The organism is Serratia proteamaculans (genome assembly GCF_946227095.1).
GTDB lineage: Bacteria > Pseudomonadota > Gammaproteobacteria > Enterobacterales > Enterobacteriaceae > Serratia > Serratia proteamaculans_E.
Map to the genome: position 1 here is coordinate 302,092 of NZ_CAMISV010000004.1, position 14,075 is coordinate 316,166.

Annotated in this window: 13 protein-coding genes; 10 read left to right on the top strand and 3 right to left on the bottom strand. The window is 56.0% G+C overall.

What is annotated here, in order from left to right; translation table 11 throughout:
* The first annotated feature begins 137 nt into the window (after nucleotides 1–137).
* From OC597_RS10505 to OC597_RS10545, 9 genes are all read left to right on the top strand, one after another.
* Nucleotides 138–1,118, top strand: a complete 981-nt coding sequence (locus OC597_RS10505) for a substrate-binding domain-containing protein (protein ID WP_410071710.1) — start codon at nucleotides 138–140, stop codon at nucleotides 1,116–1,118.
* Between the two features lie 29 nt (nucleotides 1,119–1,147).
* Nucleotides 1,148–2,656, top strand: a complete 1,509-nt coding sequence (locus OC597_RS10510) for a sugar ABC transporter ATP-binding protein (RefSeq protein WP_262208781.1) — start codon at nucleotides 1,148–1,150, stop codon at nucleotides 2,654–2,656.
* A gap of 29 nt (nucleotides 2,657–2,685) precedes the next feature.
* Nucleotides 2,686–3,672, top strand: coding sequence for an ABC transporter permease (locus OC597_RS10515; protein ID WP_261257638.1), 987 nt, complete (start codon nucleotides 2,686–2,688; stop codon nucleotides 3,670–3,672).
* Between the two features lie 50 nt (nucleotides 3,673–3,722).
* On the top strand, nucleotides 3,723–4,781 hold the full coding sequence (locus OC597_RS10520) for a zinc-dependent alcohol dehydrogenase family protein (RefSeq protein ID WP_261257636.1): 1,059 nt from the start codon (nucleotides 3,723–3,725) through the stop codon (nucleotides 4,779–4,781).
* 13 nt (nucleotides 4,782–4,794) lie between these two features.
* On the top strand, nucleotides 4,795–5,682 hold the full coding sequence (locus OC597_RS10525; RefSeq protein WP_261257634.1) for an aldose 1-epimerase: 888 nt from the start codon (nucleotides 4,795–4,797) through the stop codon (nucleotides 5,680–5,682).
* A gap of 271 nt (nucleotides 5,683–5,953) precedes the next feature.
* The gene (locus tag OC597_RS10530; protein WP_085119233.1) at nucleotides 5,954–6,265 is read left to right on the top strand and encodes a PTS sugar transporter subunit IIB; all 312 of its coding nucleotides are present in this window, start codon (nucleotides 5,954–5,956) and stop codon (nucleotides 6,263–6,265) included.
* A gap of 86 nt (nucleotides 6,266–6,351) precedes the next feature.
* Nucleotides 6,352–7,671 (top strand): PTS sugar transporter subunit IIC, encoded by a 1,320-nt coding sequence (locus OC597_RS10535; protein ID WP_261285310.1) that lies wholly within the window; start codon nucleotides 6,352–6,354, stop codon nucleotides 7,669–7,671.
* Nucleotides 7,668–7,997, top strand: a complete 330-nt coding sequence (locus OC597_RS10540) for a PTS lactose/cellobiose transporter subunit IIA (RefSeq protein WP_099063311.1) — start codon at nucleotides 7,668–7,670, stop codon at nucleotides 7,995–7,997. Before OC597_RS10535 ends, OC597_RS10540 begins: the two co-directional genes overlap by 4 nt.
* A complete protein-coding gene (locus OC597_RS10545; RefSeq protein ID WP_261257630.1) occupies nucleotides 7,994–9,397 on the top strand; it encodes a GH1 family beta-glucosidase in 1,404 nt (467 codons plus the stop codon). The genes OC597_RS10540 and OC597_RS10545 overlap by 4 nt, the downstream gene beginning before the upstream one ends.
* Before the next feature lie 253 nt (nucleotides 9,398–9,650).
* On the opposite strand, the gene dkgA is transcribed toward OC597_RS10545, so the two are convergent.
* Together dkgA and yqhD are read right to left on the bottom strand one after the other, a co-directional pair.
* Entirely contained in the window at nucleotides 9,651–10,475 is an 825-nt protein-coding gene (dkgA, locus tag OC597_RS10550; protein ID WP_261257628.1) for a 2,5-didehydrogluconate reductase DkgA, read from the bottom strand.
* Between the two features lie 214 nt (nucleotides 10,476–10,689).
* Nucleotides 10,690–11,853: an alcohol dehydrogenase gene (gene yqhD, locus OC597_RS10555; protein WP_261257627.1), complete on the bottom strand. Its 1,164-nt coding sequence runs from the start codon at nucleotides 11,851–11,853 to the stop codon at nucleotides 10,690–10,692.
* A gap of 192 nt (nucleotides 11,854–12,045) precedes the next feature.
* Here yqhD and OC597_RS10560 point away from each other — a divergent pair, with 192 nt between their 5' ends.
* Nucleotides 12,046–12,963: an AraC family transcriptional regulator gene (locus OC597_RS10560; RefSeq protein WP_261257626.1), complete on the top strand. Its 918-nt coding sequence runs from the start codon at nucleotides 12,046–12,048 to the stop codon at nucleotides 12,961–12,963.
* A 21-nt stretch (nucleotides 12,964–12,984) separates the two neighbouring features.
* Here OC597_RS10560 and OC597_RS10565 read toward each other — a convergent pair whose 3' ends face one another.
* Nucleotides 12,985–14,013: a zinc-dependent alcohol dehydrogenase family protein gene (locus OC597_RS10565; RefSeq protein ID WP_261285308.1), complete on the bottom strand. Its 1,029-nt coding sequence runs from the start codon at nucleotides 14,011–14,013 to the stop codon at nucleotides 12,985–12,987.
* Nucleotides 14,014–14,075 lie beyond the last annotated feature (62 nt).

Sequence of the window (14,075 nt, forward strand, 5' to 3'; positions counted from 1 at the left end):
GTAATCAACTTGATCATTTAGTGTAATGAGTTGGTGCTCTGGGACTTGACCGCACTGGCGGCAAGTCCCGGCCATCAGTCGTAATAATGAAAATATGCAGCAAGGGGTTAATAAACATTAACTGGAGAACAACAATGTTGCTGAAAAAAATAAGACACATGATGTTAGCCATTACCGGGGTCATCGTTATTTTTAGTACAGGGGTGCAGGCCAAAGACGAGAAGATGACTATTGGCGCCATTTATCTTGATACCCAGGGATATTACGCCGGGGTGCGCTGGGGGGTACAAGACAGCGCAGACAAGGCCAGCGGCAAAATTGGCATTATAGAAACCAACGCACAAGGTGATGTTTCTAAAGAGAGTTCGTTTATCGATACCATGATCGCGCGCGATGTGAGTGCCGTGGTGCTCTCTGCCGTTTCAACCAACGGCAGCGTGCGGGCGATTAAGCGAGCCCACGAAGCGAATATCCCGGTGATTTGTTACAACACCTGCATTAACGAGAAGGGTGTAGATAAATATGTCTATGCCTATCTGGTAGGGGACCCATATGAATTCGGGAAGAAACTGGGGAATAGCGCGGCCGATTACTTTATTGAGAAGAAAATAACGCAGCCGACTATTGCGGTCATTAACTGCGAGGCATTTGAAGTCTGCGTACAGCGCCGTAAAGGTTTTGAAGATGCGCTGAAGGCGAAAGTGCCGGGTATGAAGATAGTTGCCAATCAGGAAGGCACGGTGCTGGATAAGGCGATATCGGTGGGAGAGAAACTGCTGATTTCATCCGGCAAGGTCGATGCTATTTTCGGTGAGTCCGGCGGCGCTACGCTTGGTGCCGTTAAAGCCGTACGCAATCAGAACAAGGTCGGGCAAACCGTGGTGTTCGGCTCGGACATGACCACTGAAATTGCCCAAGAGCTGGCGAACCGGCAAGTGCTGCAAGCGGTGGTGGATATCTCCGGCAAGAAGATGGGGGCATTGGCATTTGCTCAGGTGATGAGCGCCATTAACCGGCAGCCGGTCGCTCAAAAGGTGGTGCAGGTACCGATAGATCTCTATGCCACCACGCAGAGCGCGACTGACTGGTTGGCGACTCACAAAGATGGCTTACCTTGATGCAGGTGACTCCGATGAACGACAGGGCCATGAGCAGTCTGGCACAGCAACCGGTGGTGGCCCGCATCCAGTCCGGGCATAAACGCTACCCGGGAGTGGTGGCTCTGCAAGATGTGAATTTTACTCTGCGCCGTGGTGAGGTGCGCGCGCTGCTGGGGAAAAACGGTGCGGGTAAATCTACCTTGATCCGCATGCTGACCGGTAGCGAACGGCTGGATGCCGGGCAGGTTTTTATCGGTGAACAACAGCTGGACGGGCCGGAGGCTCAGTTGACGCGGCGTGCCGCTAGGCTCGGTGTACGGGCCGTCTACCAGGAGTTAAGCCTGGTGCAGGATATGAGCGTAGCGGAAAACCTGTGCCTGGGCGTCTGGCCGCAGCGTGCCGGGGTGATTGATGCCCGGCGTATGGCAGAGCAGGCGAAACGGGCGCTGGACCGGCTGGGAGTCGATATCGATCCTCAACAATGGGTGCGTGACCTGAGCCCGGCGCAGCAGCAATTGGTGGAGATAGCCCGCGTTATCCAGGGGGATCCCAAAGTGGTGATCCTCGATGAGCCGACCAGTTCGCTGGCCAACGCCGAGGCAGATCTGGTGGCTGCGGCGGTGATGCGCCTGTCTGCTGCCGGCATTGCAGTGGTGTATGTCAGCCACCGGATGAATGAAATCCGCCGGCTGGCGTCTTCCTGCACCATTATGCGCGACGGCTGCGTGGCCGGGGATGTGGCATTGGATAACACGTCCACCCAGCAGATTGTCGACCTGATGCTGGGCCATCAGGATCACCACACTCAGTGGGTCACGGCACCTGTCGGCGGCGAAACGGTGTTGGCGGTCAGGCAGATATCGTTACCACCCAAATTGCAGCAGGTCAGTTTTGAACTGCGGCGTGGTGAAGTCCTGGGCATCGCCGGGTTACTGGGGGCGGGCCGCAGCGAATTGCTGAAAGCGATTGTCGGTCTGACGCCCTTTACTGAAGGTGAACTGGTGTTGGACGGGGAAACGCTGATGGCCCCGAATTATGCCGGTATGCTCAAACGCGGTATGGCCTACACCCCGGAAAACCGTAAGGCCGAAGGTATCATGCCGCTGTTGGGAGTGGATGAGAACACCGTGATGACCGACAGCCGTGCGGTAAGCCGCTATGGCGTGCTGAACTGGCTGAAGATCAAACAAGCGACGTCGGCGATCGTCAGCCGTATGCGGGTGAAAACGGCAGCGACCGGTACGCCGATCGTGACGCTCTCTGGGGGTAACCAGCAAAAGGTGGTGATTGGTCGTTGGGTTTATGCCAGGAGTCGGATCTTATTGCTTGATGAGCCGACCCGAGGCGTCGATGTGGAAGCCAAAAATCAAATCTATCGCATCGCCCGTGAATTAGCGGCAGAAGGGAAAAGCATTATTTTCGTGTCCAGTGAAGTCGAGGAGTTACCTCAGGTTTGCGACCGGATCTTATTGTTACAACAGGGAAGGATAGTAAAGGAATTTATCTCCCCCGTGGATGTTGAACAATTAATGTCTGAAGTGCTGATGATCCAATAATTCTGCCGTTATAGAAGCCACCGGAGGTAATGACAATGTCCACATTGGTACCTGAAATGAAAATAACCAAGAGCCATAAATTATCCAAACACGCCAATGAGTTGGGCTTGCTGTCGATTATTATCGTGTTATATCTCGTTTTCTCCATTTATGCCCCAGGGTTTATTTCGCTTAACAATCAAATGAATATATTACGCGATGCGGCCACTATCGGCATTGCTGCCTGGGCGATGACCTTAATTATCATTTCCGGGGAAATTGACGTCAGTGTGGGGCCGATGGTGGCGTTTATATCCGTGATCCTGGCGTATTTGATGCAATACGCGATACCTCTGCCGATCGCGCTGATTTTGTCTCTGCTGTTGGGGGCGGCGCTGGGGTCGGTTGCCGGGGTGCTGCGTGGCAGGTTCAACGTGCCGAGTTTTGTTGCCACGCTGGGGCTGTGGAGCGCATTGCGCGGCATGGGGCTGTTTATGACCAACGCGCTGCCGGTGCCGATCGAAGAAAATACCGTGCTGGATTGGCTGGGCGGCCAGGTGTTGGGGCTGCCGGTGTCAGCAGTAATTATGCTGATCCTGTTCGTGGTTTTTCAGTTTATCAGCAAGAAAACCGCTTTTGGCCGCTCGGTATACGCGATTGGCGGTAACGCCGGTGCCGCGCAGCTGTGCGGGATCAACGTCAGGCGCGTTCGCGTGCTGCTGTTCACCATCGCCGGTCTGCTGGCCGCCGTGACGGGCATTTTGCTGGCTGCGCGCCTGGGTTCGGGTAACGCCGGGGCGGCCAGCGGTCTGGAGTTCGACGTAATTGCCGCCGTGGTGGTGGGCGGCACCGCCTTGTCCGGCGGACGCGGTTCGATGCTCGGCACCCTGCTTGGCGTACTGGTGATCACCCTGATTGGCAGTGGCCTGGTGTTACTGGGCATTAACTCCTTTTTCCAACAGGTGGTCAGGGGAGTCATTATTGTATTGGCGGTGCTGGTGAATATTATTGTGATGCAAAAGAACAGTAAGCAATAACATTTAGTTTCGCTCAAAAAATTCTTTATTAAATTTGGAAGGAAAATAACATGGGGAAAATGTTGGCGGCTTATTTGCCCGGTAATGCCAGTGTGATGCTGCGTGAAGTTGATATTCCACAGCCGGGTATTGGCCAGGTGTTGATTAAAATGAAATCGTCCGGTATTTGCGGTAGCGATATTCATTATATTTATCACCAGCATCGGGGGACGGCGGCCGCGCCGGACCAACCTTTGTATCGTGGGTTTGTTAATGGTCATGAACCCTGTGGTCAGATCGTGGCTTTGGGGGCGGGCTGTCGGCATTTTCGCGAGAGCGATCGCGTGCTGGTGTACCATATTTCCGGCTGCGGCTTTTGCAGTAACTGTCGCCGGGGTTACCCGATTTCTTGCACCGGTGAGGGCAAGGCCGCTTATGGCTGGCAGCGGGATGGCGGGCATGCCGATTACCTGTTGGCGGAAGAGAAAGATTTGATCCATCTGCCAGACTCGCTCAGCTATGAAGACGGCGCTTTTATCTCCTGCGGCGTCGGCACGGCTTATGAGGGCATTGTGCGGGGTGAAGTCTCCGGCAGCGACCATGTGCTGGTGGTGGGACTTGGCCCGGTAGGCATGATGGCGATGATGCTGGCGAAGGGCCGCGGAGCGAAAACGGTGATTGGCGTTGATGTTATCCCTGAACGTCTGGCCACCGCGAAAAAGTTGGGGCTGATGGATCACGGATTTCTGACCGGCGACGGCGTGACAGAGCGTATTCGTGAACTGACGGCGGGCGGTGCCAATGTGACGCTGGACTGTTCCGGCAATGCCAAAGGTCGCCTGCTGGCGCTGCAAGCCTCTTCAGATTGGGGGAGGGTGATCTACATTGGTGAAACCGGCAAGGTTGAGTTCGAAGTCAGCGCTGACCTGATGCATCACCAGCGGCGGATTATTGGTTCCTGGGTCACCAGCCTGCACCATATGGAAAAATGCTGCACCGATCTGCACGACTGGAAAATGCATCCTCATGCTGCCATTACCCACCGTTTCAACCTTGAACAGGCCGCAGAGGCCTATGCGCTGATGGCTTCTGGCCAGTGTGGCAAAGTGGTTATTAACTTCGCCGATTAACTCCGGAGGCAATATGGCCTTGTTCAGGTTGGATAATGGCAGTCTTACGCTGGTGGTTTCATCCTTGGGCGGCAGCGTGCTGAAACTGGCTGCGCATAGCCCAAAAGGGGAAATTCCCTTGCTGCGGCCGGCAACGTTGAGTGAAGACACCCCGGCGTTGCAATCGGGCTGCTTTCCGCTGGTGCCCTTTGGCAACCGGGTCAACCAAAACCGGTTCAGTTTCGAGGGGCGGGACTATGCGCTTTGCCCGAATACGAGTTGGGATCGGCATTACCTGCACGGCGATGGTTGGCTGCAGCAATGGCAGTGCATTGAGCAGCGCAGCGATTTCCTTCGTTTAAGTTATCAGCATGCCGAAGGGCCTTATCAGTACCGGGTTGAGCAATGTTTTACCCTGGAGCGGCAGCAACTGAGGATCGAACTGGTGGTGGAACATGATGGTCAAAGCCCAATGCCCTACGGATTGGGTTGGCATCCGTATTTTCCGTTAACGCCGGATACCCGGCTGCAGGCACCGGCTCAGGCCTACTGGCTGGAGGCCGAAGAGTGGCTGGCGGGCGAACGGGCGCCGCTTAGCGAGGAAATGGACTTTACCCGGCTGGCCGCGATCCCCCGTCGTTGGGTGAATAACGGGTTTGGCGGCTGGAATGGCGAGGCAAAGATCCAGTGGCCGGAACAGGGTAGTCAGCTGCAAATGAGCACTGAGCCTGCCTGCCCGGTGTACTTTATGTTTGTCTCCGATCCGGCGTTCGATCCGGGTTATCAGTTCGAATTCTTCTGCCTGGAACCGATGTCGCATGCCGCCAATGCACATCACATGGCGGAGCTGGGTGGGCTGCGCCGCCTGGCCAAAGGTGAGAGCTTCAGCCAGGCCATGCTGCTCAGTTATTCAGCGCTTTAAGTCCGAAAATTAAAATTCGGATCTCCTTCACAGAACCCGTTTAAACCCTGCAACCGGTTACTGAAACCGGTTGCTGTTTTTCCGTTTTTGAAACCATACTCATTCCTCAACTGAATCATTTGCACCTGTACCCTATGAATTTCAAGTTGCGGCTAGGCGACCAACTTACTCATCCTCAGGCGCTTACTTAAGTAAGTAACTGGGGTGAGTAAGTGCAGGTAACAACGCTGCGGCTTGAAAGACGACGGGTATATTGGCTACAGGAGAACGGATGAAAAAAATATTCTTATGCTGCGCCGCCGGGATGTCGACCAGCATGGTGGTCAATAAAATGAAGAAGGCTGCCGAACAGCAGGGTATTGAGGTGGATATTATCGCCGTGGGTATTGAGGAGTTTGAAACCACGCTGGCGAATTATCAATGTTGTCTGCTTGGACCGCAGATTAAATATAAGCTGGCCGATTTTAAAAAGATCGCCGACAGGGAAAATAAACCGATCGCGGTGATTAACAGTATGGATTACGGCATGATGCGCGGCGATAAAATCCTCGCCGAAGCCCTAACGATGATCGCACAACACTAATCCCAGCGGGGCCGCCTGCTGCAGCCTGTTGCCGCCGGCTTTCTCACCCTGTGACCATTGACTCAGAACGTCCCGAGGGTTGAACCATGAGTATCAGCCAGGCCGCATTCAATTTCATTGAAAACCGTATCAGCCCGATTGCCGGTAGGCTCTCGACCCAGAGACATATTATGGCGATCCGCGATGGCTTTATTTCCGCGATGCCATTTATGATTGTCGGCTCCTTTTTATTGGTCTTTGCCTACCCGCCTTTTTCCGCCGACAGCAGTTGGGGAATAGCCCAATGGTGGCTGGGGGCGGCGGAAAAACATCAGGTGGCGATTCTTACCCCGTTTAATATGACCATGGGGATCATGTCGATTTATATTACTGCTGCCATCGCTTATAACCTGGCGCAGAGCTATAAGCTCGATCCCTTTATGGCGGCGATGCTGGCGCTGATGTCGTTTTTACTGGTCGCCGCGCCCCAGACTGAAAAGATGCTGCCGACCGCTGCGCTGGGGGGCGTAGGGATCTTCACCGCCATTCTGGTGGCGGTCTACACCACCGAACTGATCCGTTTTCTCAAGCTGCACAATATCGGTATCTCGTTACCGGAACAGGTACCGGCCAAGATCAAACAGTCGTTCGATCTGCTGATCCCGATCCTGGCGGTAGTGATCACCCTGTATCCGCTCAGCCTGCTGGTGCAGCACCAGTTTAATTTACTGTTGCCGCAGGCGATCATGGCGCTGTTCCAGCCGTTGATTTCCGCCGCCGACTCGTTGCCGGCAATACTGCTGGCGGTGTTGATCGGCCACCTGTTGTGGTTCGCCGGTATTCACGGCGCGGTGATTGTCTCCGGCATGCTGCAGGCTTTCTGGCTGACCAATCTGGGCATCAATCAGGATGCGTTGGCCGTCGGCCACCCGATGCCGCACATCTTTATGGAAGCCTTCTGGACCTTCTTTATCGTCATCGGCGGATCCGGCGCCACCTTTGGGCTGGTGCTGCTTTATCTGCGCAGCCGTTCGGCACACCTGCGATCTATCGGCAAGCTGAGCCTGGTGCCAAGCTGTTTCAACATCAACGAACCGGTGATCTTCGGCACGCCGATCGTGATGAACCCCACCTTCTTTATTCCGTTTATCACCGCGCCGATCGTCAATTCGATCATTGCCTATTCGGCAGTGAAGCTGGATCTGATCGGTCGGGTGATCTCGGTGGTGCCCTGGACCGCACCAGCACCGATTGGCGCCGCCTGGGCTACCGGTTGGGATTTCCGAGCCGCGCTACTGGTGCTGCTGTTGGCGGCGGTATCGGCATTGATCTATTACCCGTTCTTTAAGGTCTATGAGCAACAGTTGCTGGATCAGGAAGTGAGCGAAGCGGATCAGATTGAACAGACACAAGGAGTCACCGAATGATCGACATGGAAACGGCGGTAATGGAATTGATCATCAACGCCGGTGAGGCGCGCAGTTGTGCCATGCAGGCGCTGTACGCAGCGCGGAAATACCAGTGGGATCAGGTAGATATTCTGCTGGCGGAGTCGCAGTTGGCGGCGAAGCGCGCTCACGCCACCCAGACCGAACTGATCGGTTTTGACGAGGGGGAAGGCAAGCTGCCGGTCAACCTGATTATGGTGCATGCGCAGGACCACATCATGAACGCCATGCTGGCGCGCGATCTGGTGGAGGAACTGGTGAGAATTTACCGATTACTGGAGCAGAACGGGGTGCAAAACCAATGAGCGTTTTTCCGAAGGATTTCCTGTGGGGCGCGGCGACCGCCTCTTATCAGGTTGAAGGCGGCTTTGATGCCGATGGAAAGGGCCTGTCCAACTGGGATCTGTTCTCCCATCTGGCAGGCACCACTTATCAGGGCACCAACGGTGACGTAGCGGTCGATCACTACCATCGCTTCCGCGAGGACGTGGCGCTGATGGCTGAGTTGGGGATGCAGACCTACCGGTTTTCGATCTCCTGGCCGCGGCTGTTGCCGCAGGGGCGGGGCGAGGTGAATGAAGCCGGGATCCAATTCTATAGCGATCTGATCGACGAACTGTTGAAGCACAATATCAAGCCGATGATAACCCTGTACCACTGGGATCTGCCGCAGGCGTTGCAGGACGCGTTTGGCGGTTGGGAATCACGTGAGATCGTCGACGCCTTCGATGAATATGCTCGCCTGTGTTATCAGCGTTTTGGCGATCGCGTCGAGCTGTGGTCCACCTTCAACGAAACCATTGTGTTTATCGGTATGGGCTATTTCACCGGGGCACACCCGCCCAAGCTGACCGATCCGAAAAAGGGCATTCAGGCTTGTCATCACGTGTTCCTGGCCAATGCCCGCGCGGTGAAAAGCTTCCGTGAAATGAAGATCAACGGTCAGATCGGCTTCGTCAATGTGCTGCAACCGAACGATCCGATCAGTGATTCACCAGAAGATCGCCGCGCCTGCGAGATCGCCGAGGGGATCTTCACCCACTGGCTGTACGATCCGGTGCTGAAGGGCGAATACCCGGCGGAGCTACTGGCGATGGCGCAGCAGGCTTTTGGCGTGCCGTATTTCGCGCCGGGAGATGAGGCGTTGCTGAAGGACAATATCGTCGATTTTATCGGCCTGAATTACTACAAGCGCGAAATGGTGGCCCACAACGACGACGTCGAGGGCTATGCCATCAACACCAGCGGCCAGAAGGGCAGCGGGCGTGAATTGGGTTTCAAGGGGCTGTTTAAACTGGTGCGTAACCCGAACGGTGTCTACACCGACTGGGACTGGGAGGTTTATCCGCAGGGGCTGACCGACGCCATTGGCCGCATCGTCAAACGCTACGGCAACATTCCGATCTACATTACCGAGAACGGGCTGGGTGCCAAGGATCCGATCGTCGAGGGGGAAGTGCGCGATCAACCCCGCATTGACTATCTGCGCGATCATATTCAGGCGATCGGCGCGGCGATCGAGCAGGGCGCGGATGTGCGCGGTTACTACCCCTGGTCGTTTATCGATTTGCTTTCCTGGCTCAATGGCTACCAAAAGCAGTACGGTTTTGTGTTCGTCGATCACGACAACAATTTGGCACGCAAGAAAAAGCAAAGTTTTGGCTGGTATCAGCGGGTGATCGCCACCAATGGCGAGCAATTGTAGCGGGGAATAAAGGGGGAGGGGCAGACCACTCAAAGTCTGTTATTAGGGAGAGCGTGCTGAAGGGGTCGTAGCGGCTTGTCCGCCGACCAACTTGTCGGGAACAAGTTGGAACGACTTCCAGTCGGCCCGCAGGGTGGGACACAAGGATGTGTCCCATAATGGCCCCTCAGTGCGCTAGGCCCGGGTATCTCGAGCTGAAAAGCAACGTTGTCTTTGAATTCAGCCCTCTCCCCGAGGAGAGGGCTGGGTAGCATTACAGTGAGTCGGGATCCGGCCCCAGACGGTTGCCGATATCCAGTTTGGCGATATCGTTCAGTTCGTCCTTATCCAGTTTGAAATCAAATACCTCAAAGTTTTCACGAATGCGCGAAGGCGTGATCGATTTCGGGATCACGATCAGGCCGCTGTCCAGATGCCAGCGCACCACGATTTGCGCCGGGGTTTTCTCGTATTTTTCCGCCAGGTGTTTGATCAGCGGCTGATCGAATACCCCTTCACCGCCCTGTGCCAGTGGGCTCCAGGACTCGGTGGCGATGTGGTGTGTCGCGTTCCAGGCGCGCAACTGGCGCTGTTGCAGCAACGGGTGCAGCTCAATCTGGTTAATCACCGGTGCGACATTGGTTTCATCCAGCAGGCGCTGCAGATGTGGGGTGTGGAAATTGCAGACCCCAATACTCTTGGCCAGCCCCTGTTCGCGCAGCTTAATCAGCCCGCGCCAGGCGTCCACGTATTGATCCTGCTGCGGTTTCGGCCAGTGGATCAGATACAGATCGACGTAGTCCAGCTTGAGTTTTTCCAGACTGGTTTCCAGGGCCGCCTGTGGGTCGCCCTGATCGTCGTTCCACAGTTTGGTGGTGATGAACAGCTCATCGCGCGGCACCGAGGCAGATTGCAGCGCGGCACCGACGCCTTCCTCGTTCTTGTAGATCGCGGCGGTATCGATCGAACGATAACCCACTTCCAGCGCTTTAATCACCGCCTGGGTGGTATCTGGAATACTCGCCTGCCAAACGCCGAGACCCAACTGCGGCATCAGATTACCATCGTGGAGTTTGATGATGGGTTGTTGCGTTGTCATGCGTATCTCCTTGTCAACGGATTGCCCGGTGCTGCATGCACCAGGAACGGCTATCAATAAATTCTAGTTGGCAAACCAGGGTGGTGCTGAGTTTGCTAAGCAAATTTCAGCAGTGTCGGAATAGTGCTTGAGACTGCGCCCGGTGATCGGTTGGGCGCAGGAATAGAAAAGACAAACAGAAACTAAAGCCTAGCAGGAAATGGCGGATTTGCGATTAACGCGCCGCTTCATAAATGCGTTGGCTGACTTCCAGGGTGATGTCCTGATGCTCGCCCAGTGCGGTCATACCGTGCTGGTGCAGCTTATCAAGCAGCGCCGGGATCGAGCTGCCGTCGAGTTGGTAATCGGACATACGGGTCGGTACGCCCATTTGCTCGAAGAAGGCGCGGGTGGCGGCAATAGCACCGTCAATGCGGCTGTCTTCGCTGCCATCACGCAGGCCCCAGACGCGGTCGGCGTACTGCAGCAGTTTTTCGCGTTTCTGTGCTTTTTTCTCGTTCAGCAGTGCCGGCAGGACGATGGCCAGCGTCTGGGCATGATCCAGACCGTGCATGGCGGTCAACTCGTGGCCCAGCATATGGGTTGCCCAATCCTGCGGCACACCGGCACCGATCAGGCCGTTCAACGCCATGGTGGCGCTCCACATCACGTTGGCGCGTACCGCATAGTTTTCCGGTTCGGCCAGCGCACGCGGGCCATCTTCCAGCAGTGTCAGCAGCAGGCCTTCGGCAAAGCGGTCCTGTACCTTGGCGTCGACCGGGTAGGTCAGGTACTGCTCAATGGTGTGGATAAAGGCATCAACCACGCCGTTGGCGATCTGACGCGCTGGCAGCGAGTAAGTCACTACCGGATCCAGTACGGCGAACAGTGGCTGAACGAATGGCGAGAAGAAGTGCTGTTTGTCGCCGCTGCTTTTACGGGTGATCACCGCGCCGCTGTTGGATTCAGAACCGGTGGCTGGCAGAGTCAGTACGCAACCCATCGGTACGGCGCCTTTGATTTCGCTGCCGACGGTTTTCAGGATATGCCATGGATCGCTATCCGCCTGATAGTGGGCCGCTGCGGCGATGAACTTGGTGCCATCAACCACTGAACCGCCACCGACGGCCAGCAGGAAATCGATGTTCTCTGCACGGACGATCTCGACCGCTTTCATCAGCGTTTCGTAGGTTGGGTTCGGCTCGATGCCGGAGAACTCCTGCACGTTGCGACCGGCCAGTGCGGAATAAACCTGATCCAGCACGCCGTTTTTCTTCACGCTGCCGCCACCGTAGGTGATCAGAATGCGTGCGTCGGCAGGGATCTGCTGTGCCAGACCGGCGATTTGGTCTTGGCCGAACAGGATTTTGGTTGGGGTATGAAGAATAAAGTTTTGCATGGGTGATTTCTCTTCTGCATAAGGCAAGCGCCGGCGGCGCAAAATATCTGGGGTGTATTGTCAGTAACTTGGCCCATCAGCACAATGCACATTCCTGCCCGAGTCTTGCCTATTCCTACAAAGCGTTGTAGAAAAGAAGAGTTTTAAACTATTATTTATGCCGAATTGTTCTTAGTGTAAGAGGGTGTTTCCATGAGTGAAATCGATGAGCTGCGCAGCCGCATGGCGCGCCAGGCGGCCTGTTTTGCCGAGAGTAACGGTTATACCCCCTCGCCAGTCCCCCTGGTGAAAATCCTCTATGTTGACCGCCACTGTCCGCGTCAGCCGGTGATGTACGAGCCGGGGGTGGTGATCATTTTCCAGGGACACAAGGTGGGCTACTGTGGCAACCGGGTGTTTCAGTACGATCCGCGTAACTACCTGCTGATGACGGTGCCGCTGCCGTTTGAATGCGAAACCTTTGCCAGCCCTGAGCTGCCACTGGTGGGGCTGTCGGTGAATATCGATAGCCAGATGCTGCAGGATCTGTTGATCGACATCGGTGATGACGACTACCTGATGAAACCACGCCGAGAGAGTAGCGGGGTCAATCTGGCCGAGCTGTCGGAAGAGCTGCTGTGCGCCACCGAACGCCTGCTGGACGTGATGGCCAAGCCGCTTGATGCGCGGGTGCTGGGGCCGCAGATTGTGCGCGAAATTCTGTACCACGTGCTGCGGGGCAGCTGCGGGACGTCATTGCAGGAACTGGTTAATCGCCATACCCACTTCAGCCAAATCGCCAAGGCGCTGCGGCGCATCGAAAACCAGTATGCCGACAGCCTCAACGTTGAGCAGTTGGCGGGTGAAGTGAATATGAGCATTTCGGCGTTTCACCATAACTTTAAGGCGGTGACCAACACCTCGCCATTGCAGTATGTGAAATCCTATCGGTTGCATAAGGCGCGTTTGCTGATGGTGCACGATGGCCTGAAGGCCAGCACCGCAGCGATCCGCGTCGGCTATGAGAGCGCTTCTCAGTTCAGCCGTGAATTCAAACGCTTCTTCGGCGTGACGCCGAGCGACGAAGTGGCCCGACTGCGCGACAACCCTCCTTTAATGATGGAGGGCTAATCCCGCAGCCGGGGCGGCAATTCAGCGCGTCAGTACAATTTTGCCAAATGCCCCGCGATCGAGATGATCGAGAGCCTGCTGCAGTTGGTCAAAGCGATAACGCTGATCAATCACCGGTTGCAAGCCATTGGTATCCACCGCCCGCACCAGATCTTCCAGTGCGCGGCGGTGGCCAACGCCAATCCCCTGGATCACCGGTGATTTCAGCAGCAACGGTCCGGCAGGAGCCGAAACTTCGAAGCCCTCCAGTGCACCGATCACCGAGATCCGTCCCTGAACCGCGACGGCGCGAACCGAGTTGCCGAGGTTAGGGCCGCCAACGGTGTCGACCACGTGGTCAATACCGCGATCCCCTGTCAACCGATACACCTCCTCCACCCAGTCGCCCTTCAGGCGGTTGATGCCATGGTCTGCGCCCAACGCCTTGGTGCGCGCCAATTTTTCGTCGCTGCTGGAGGTCACGTAAACTTCTGCGCCCTGTAGCTTGGCGATCTGCAGTGCAAACAGCGCCACGCCGCCGGTGCCCTGTACCAACACCGATTGACCGGCGTGCAGTTTTCCCTGTTCCACCAGTGCGAACCAGGCGGTCAGCCCGGCGCAGGGCAGGGTACTGGCCTGTGCGTCGTCCAGCGAGGTGGGCGCCGCGACCAACCAGTCCTCATGCAACACCACGTATTCCGCCAGCATGCCCTGATAAAAACCACCCAGCGTGCGGTAAGGTGGGGTGCGTGCATTGCCGTGCGGTTTTTCCCGACCGTCAATCCAGCCGGGGCTGAAGGTGGAGATCACTCGCTCGCCGGGGTGAAAGCGGCTGACACCGGCACCTATAGCGTCGACTTCCCCAGCCATGTCGGAGGCGGGGATAAAGGGTTGTGGCAATTCCAACCCCATACCGGTTTCGATCACCAACTTATCGCGGTAATTAAGCGATATCGCATTCACTTTTACCCTGATCTCATGTGGCCCCGGTTGTGGAATGGCGCTTTCGTTCAGTTGCAGGTGCTGACGCCCCAGGGCGTCCATGGTCCAGCGTTGCATGGTTTTGGTCATGATTGACTCCAAAGTCAGCGATAAACAGACTCTGGATAATATCGTTGATTCATCTTCGCCAG